Raw genomic sequence first — 6,164 nt, 5'->3', positions numbered from 1 at the left:
CGAGTTCGAGAGCGCCCTCTACGCTACCCAGCAGGGGTCGAGGGCCCTGGCCGAGATCAAATAACCAGAGCCTCCATCAGACCCAGGGCGATTCACCTCGGCTGTTTTCGGAGCGCTAGCATTGCTGATTGGAAGGTGAGGTGACCGCGATGCCTATCGACCCGATTCTGCGCTCACGTGGCGGAGCTCTCTTCCGCCTGCCGTTCACCAAACGACGTCGAATTCGAGCCGCCGCAGAGGTTGAGCGCGAACTCACCGCTTGGGGCCTCATCGTCCCCAACGAGCAAGCTGGGGACACCGTCAGCACAGCCACCCAAGCCGACGCCGACTCAACATCTGATCGTCGGCGGCCAGTCCAGCAGGGAAAAGCCGCCTCCGAAGAAAGTGGAGCCCCAGAAGACCTAGCTTCTGCGCTAAATCCACATATCGAGATCGATACTCAGGTTTCCGACCGCGGGGCGGAGTCAACGCCGTCAGGCCGGAGCGCTTCCCTATTCACGACCAGGACACAAATGGGAAGGCTCCTCGCCAACCTTGCGGCGGAGGGCGTCGTCCAGCGACAGCCCAGTGAACCCTCGGATATCTGGAAAACCAAATCCTCATTTGGGGATCTGGGTGTAAAGTTTGACTTTGTCCCCAAGTTATGGCTAACGACCCCTTCCCGTCGGGACGAGACGACGAACGAAGGTAGTCGAATCGCTCGGCTGGTTCGAGAACTTGCAGCCGAGACCGATTCGACGCAGAGGAGCGTTCTCGCTCAGGCGCTATTGCAAGAACTCCCCTCTAGCGCCGAGGAGGGGCCCACGTTGCACGGGCTTTCTCTTGCGCTCGGACGTCTCGAAGAAGACATGTCCGAGGAATCATCCGCGCCGGCAACAGGCGGAGAGCAAGCTCAAGGCGATGCAAGCCCGGGGCATGACCCCCAAGAGGGATGATCTGGGTCCGCCAGCGTATAGCAGATGAGATCCTGTACGGGTTCCAGAGTCGATGACCGATTGGGCGCGGCTCCGGTCCATGCATGAGTATGCAGCCAAAATCCGCAGGATCCTGCGGTTTCGCATCTGACCACCGCGGCGGGCAGAGTGGTTACGTGGCGCAACGAAAGACACGTTTGGTCCAGCCCTCCGGCGAGCGTCCGGCTGAGCCGGCGAGGGTCCGCAAGATTCACCCGTGGGTGACGGCGAAGTCGCTCGAGCTGGCTGGTGGAGACAAGCGTCGCCTCGTCTTCTGTGACGACGGCGGGATCATCGTGGTCAACCAGCCGAACGGGCAGGTGCCCGGTGATGCTGATACTCAGGCGAGGCTCCTGGGCCGCGCCAGCGGCCCCAAGAAGAAAGACTCCGGCCAGGAAGCCCAGGGCCAAGAAGTAGGGCTACACGGCGCTCCGCGCCGCCTGTCTCCACTCCCCCGCTGCCCCTAGTCAAGGATCGCGGCGCGGACGGCGTATCCGCTCGCATCGCAGGCCCTCTGTGATTGTGTGGGGCAGGTCACACGGGAACTTGGTTGCGCGACCTGGGGTCCTGAGGTCCTTATATATATAGATGGTGAAGTTGAGGAAAGTGAGGCAAGTCGGCGCGAAGCGCCGATGACGCCGAACGGATTCGGCTTCGTATTAATCTTAAGGGCTCCCCGCGTCCGTGGTCATCGTCGACCTACACGGGCGGGGTCCTACTGCGGGTTGAGGTGGCACGGCTCTCCTCCTCTCACGTGCAACTCCCCGCGCCCCGCTTTCGACAATGGCGTCGTCAGCGGGGCATTCACTCTTCATGGCGCGGGCGACCCCGCGCACTCTTGGGTGTATCTCAGTTGGTAGAGCGCCCGGTTTGGGACCCGGGGGGCCGCAGCTTCGAGACCTGTCATCCTAACGCATTGACCCGTAGTTCAGTTGGCAGAGCAGGTGGCCGTTAACCACCGTGTCGCAGGTTCGAGTCCTGCCATGAGAAAGCCCGCCAACCAATGCGTGGCACCCATGCCACCGATTCAAATTTGGGCAGGCAGCAGTTTCGAGGCCGCGGGCCCAGGCTCGGACTCCTGGCAGTTGCGCAATTGACACAACTAAGCGCTCTCATCGATATCGAGAGCGCTTAGCCGTGCTTCTGACGTCAGAGGAAGAGAACCACAAGCACCACGATAACGACCGATGCGAGCGCGGGAATTCCGAACTTCAACCACCCGTTTGATTCGGGAGTGTTTCGAACAGGATCCTGCATCCGTGCCATCGGACTATCGTTTATCCCCGACCACTGTTGAATAGCGGGCAGCGGAGGCGAAGGTTCGCGGTCTGGCGATTTGTCACTCATTGCTCAGCCCTCCCTTGCTCTGACGATCTATCAATCCAGGTGGTTCACCGAGAACGTGACTCCATCGCTAAGGCTCCCACCCGACGACAGCGTGCGCTCGTTCTCCGCGGGGATTTCAAGTTCAGATTCGAATTCCGGACCGGACGCCTCGCTCCTGATTCCCACGGCCTGCACAGCCGACGACTCTTCGCAAGTATACGCTGCGTACTCTTCCCAGGTCGTGTACAGGCAAATCTCAGCGGCGTCGTCGCTTTCGCTGGCCCAGAACTCCACCTGCTCGTCTGCACCAACCTTCGTGATGTCGCGCCCTTCAACGCTATCCGCGCGGATCTCGTCGGCCGCGATCTCGCCGGCGGACCCAGACGAGGAGACTTCCGGATCTGGCTCCAGCTCAGCGGCGTCAGAGCTGGCAAAGCCAGCCATTCTGGCATCAGTGAGCCACGCCTTCATTCCGATGGAACCGGTGCCAACCGCGTTTGTGATGCGGAAGGATGTCTTGTTAAAGCTCCGCGGTCCAGTGATCGTCGCGCTCGCTGAACCCGTAGTAGTATAAGATCCGAACCAAACGCTCGTCTGCCAGGTGTATCCGCTTCCGTCCACCTCGGCATGCACACCGGTCCGGCTGAAGCTATCCGCCTGGCTTCCCACTACGTGGTCGTAGTAGCGAGTTCCGGCCGTCCCATTGCGGTCGAACCACGTGTAGATTGCGGCCTGCGCCGGGAGTGCTGTGCCAGCTACGATCACCCCGGAAATCACCAGCGCCGTTGCGGTAGAGAGTGCAGTTCTCTTCACGAGACGAGTCTCCTTCGTTGGATTTTTGGCTCGTCGCAAAGTCTGTTTGCGATCTCTTGAACTGTTCCATGCATCAGGCATCAGGGTCAACCGCTCTTGGGCGCCCACGGCAACCGTTATCGAGCCGTGACCTCCGGTGACGTTCCGCCAGTGTTTCGGAGCGCCCACGCGCGCCTGACCCAGTTCAACCCATAGCAGCCAAAATCGCACCAAATGGCGTTGTGGGGCGGCTCCGACGGTCGCTCCCGCCTCCCGTCCGACATGGAGGCCATCCGACGTCGTGTGCTGCATCGTGACGGCTACCGAGGCGCGCACCGAGACCAGTACAACGAGCGGTGCTCGGGAGGCTGCGACCGACGTGGACCATGTTCGACCCGTTGACGACCATCGAGAGTCCAACCTCGCTGCGCTCCGTGGATACCGCCACCGGGTCAAGTCATCCCGCGACGGCAGAGCCACCCTTGCCGCCAAGCGTCGTCGGATCGAGCGGAGGTTCCGTCGCACCGAGACGACGCGATACGGAATCGGGGCGACCTCCCAGGCAGTCGAGACTGTGGGCGTGTACACCATGGCTCGCACCCTGGCCGGCACACGGCAAAGGATTCACCCCATCTTTTCCGAAGGTGAAGTGTGCCTGCCTCATTTCCAACTTTCTCGGTGCTGCGTGAGCGCACCCAGCTACTACTCCCCGGCCTCTCCAACGGGGAACGTGTACGTTCCTCTCTATTTGGCCCCCAAACATGACCCCTGAACGCGCCGACCGCGCTCGACGCCGTCCACGCTGACTTCGCCGCGGACACGGAGCCAGGGCTCGACGTACCGGCACCTGACCGGATCAAGCGCTTCCAGCACTCGGAGCGCAAGCGTCACCTGAGCCGCGTGCAGAACTCGCCGAAGCGTGCAGGTCTCAGCGGGGGCGTCCTTACAGCGACGAAGCCGAACTCCGAGGACTGTGTGCACACGCCGCCCGGTTCCTTCCCGACCGAGGGCGTGTGCGCCGTCGCGCTCTTCCCCACAAGGTGGAAGCGATGTTCAGGGAGGATCGGAACAAGACCAACCGGATGTCACCCCGGACCCCGGACCCCGGACCCCGGACCCCGGACCCCGACGAGCCGGAAGAGGCTCGCGAGGCAGTCACAAACTCACTACGACAATCGCGCCCAAGGGTGGGCGCAACAAGGGGAACAAGTTGGCCACCAAGACCACGAAGACCTCCGACAAGTTCGAGCTCCACGCCGCGGCACTCACGACCGCCCAGACGAAGGTGACTGCGCACGCGGATGTACTCACGACCGCCCAGGCGGATGTAGCCGACCTGAAGGCGCGCCTCACGTCGGGCGACGAGTCCGTGACGCCAGACGACTACGCGCGCGGCCTCGCCGCCGCAGATCGGGCTCAACTACTGCTCGACGGCGCCGAGAAGGCCGTGAAGGAACTCGAGGATCGCGCACCGTTCCGACCGTGGGTCGCTGAGGCGCTGGCCGACGTCATGGCCGAGGAGCTGATGGTCCCCGTGCATGTCGTGGAGAAGGCGCCCGCTGAGGCGCCTAGCGACGTTCCCGCCATGTTCCTCGTGCAGCCTCACGCCGCCGAACGGGCCGACAAGGGTTGGAGCACGGAGCCTTTCGGCTCGTACAAGGGCATCGTCCACGGCAAGTTCTTCCGTCCAGGATGGGCGGGAACCCCCATCAACGGTCAGGACATCGAGACCCGCCTGAACCGGCACTACTCGAAGGCCGGACAGGTAAGCATGTCCAGTGTAGGCACACAGGACCTGGTGGACTCCGTGACCTTCTCCGTGAACTCGATTTTCCCTGACCTTCCAAGCATCCCCAGCGGGACGCTAGGCGATCACACCGTCAGTGGCTTTGTCGATCACATTGTTACGCTCGTCAAGGGCAGTCCGGCTTATCAGGCGGCTACTACAAACGATCGTGGATTCGCCACGAACGTGGATGTACACGCCCTCGGTGTGAAGATCATCAACCACTCGGTCACCGCGAACAATGCCGCCAAGGGTGTCCGTCGGATCACGATCGAAGCCATCTTTGACGTTTGGGTCAACGAGGGCATGGGGGACCGTGTCGGTGACGTTGGCGCTCTGGTCGAGCGCGTGATGGCCTCGCGTGTCGGCGGGGTGACCCCTCACCTCGGGCGGGTCCGTGAGGCGAAGGTAACCCGCGAGACGATGAGCGTTGGCGACGTTCTCATGCAGCTCAAGGGCGGCTACTACCAGCGCCAGGACCGGGGCACGGTCAGTGTCTACAAGGCAACCTTCACCATCGAGGCAGCAGCGTGATCGACCAGGCCGAGGCCCTGCGCCGCTGGAACTTCGATCTCTGCGCCCGATGCGCCGAGCCGCTCCCTGAGCATGACAACTGGACCATGACTTTCTGTTCTAACCGTTGCCGCCAGGCCGCATACCGCGCTCGGGTGAACTACCGGAAGGCGGACCCCGACGCCGACCCTCACGAGGTCGAGCGCGCCGCAGCACTCCGGCTGGTCTTCCGGTAGGGCCACCGGGCCGCACGAGCCCTTCAGGCATGGACCTCAGGGCTTCATGGGTGATCAGGGCCCGAAGCCCTGAGATCCACACTCACGGCCCCTGTGCTCCCGCACGTGTGCATGCCGCCTGCCCATCCCCCACCACTCACCCATGAGAGAGCCTGGTTCAGCGAAGAGCCGGGTTCCCTTCGTTCTCGTTGGAGAGAGCCTCTGTGACTGTCGCCTCCACCCCCGAGTCGTTCAGCGAAGCCCGAGACCACCAGCGCATCGTCAGGTACGCCGAGCGAGCTGGCCTGTGCCTGCTCTGTGCAGTACACCTGGCCAACGGCACTCAGCTCGGTTTCACCGTGACCGCGCCGCCTTGCCCGTCCTGCGTCCCGATCGTCTCCGCCTGGCCGATTGAGAAGCTCAATGGCTGGCGCACCCTGCCCGGAAGGGTTGCCCGTCAACCCACCTGGAAAGGGCACTACAACCTTGCTGATGTGGACCTGAGCCGCCCCGGGTCCGAGCATCTGTGACCGCCGCTCGTCCACCTCGGAACGCCCTGTGCGTGCGATAACCTCACGG

4 protein-coding genes are annotated in these 6,164 nt (G+C 62.9%); 3 read left to right on the top strand and 1 reads right to left on the bottom strand.

Annotation, left to right across the window (positions count from 1 at the left end):
* Positions 1-2,330: 2,330 nt before the first annotated feature.
* Positions 2,331-3,092 carry a hypothetical protein gene (locus tag B5Y66_RS22200; protein ID WP_139820784.1) on the bottom strand — a complete coding sequence of 254 codons (762 nt, stop codon included), beginning with the start codon at positions 3,090-3,092 and terminating at the stop codon, positions 2,331-2,333.
* 1,189 nt (positions 3,093-4,281) lie between these two features.
* Here B5Y66_RS22200 and B5Y66_RS08035 point away from each other — a divergent pair.
* The 3 genes from B5Y66_RS08035 (at position 4,282) to B5Y66_RS22505 (ending at position 6,115) form a co-directional block, all read left to right on the top strand.
* Positions 4,282-5,391 carry a hypothetical protein gene (locus B5Y66_RS08035; RefSeq protein ID WP_079573169.1) on the top strand — a complete coding sequence of 370 codons (1,110 nt, stop codon included), beginning with the start codon at positions 4,282-4,284 and terminating at the stop codon, positions 5,389-5,391.
* Positions 5,388-5,606, top strand: coding sequence for a hypothetical protein (locus tag B5Y66_RS08030; RefSeq protein WP_079573167.1), 219 nt, complete (start codon positions 5,388-5,390; stop codon positions 5,604-5,606). Before B5Y66_RS08035 ends, B5Y66_RS08030 begins: the two co-directional genes overlap by 4 nt.
* A gap of 203 nt (positions 5,607-5,809) precedes the next feature.
* Entirely contained in the window at positions 5,810-6,115 is a 306-nt protein-coding gene (locus B5Y66_RS22505; RefSeq protein WP_176168812.1) for a hypothetical protein, read from the top strand.
* Positions 6,116-6,164: the final 49 nt, after the last annotated feature.

Origin of the sequence: Krasilnikoviella flava (genome assembly GCF_900167525.1) — a bacterium.
Taxonomy (GTDB): Bacteria; Actinomycetota; Actinomycetes; order Actinomycetales; family Cellulomonadaceae; genus Isoptericola; species Isoptericola flavus.
The sequence above is the reverse complement of the archived record's forward strand: the minus strand, read 5'-3'. Positions and strand labels throughout refer to the sequence as shown.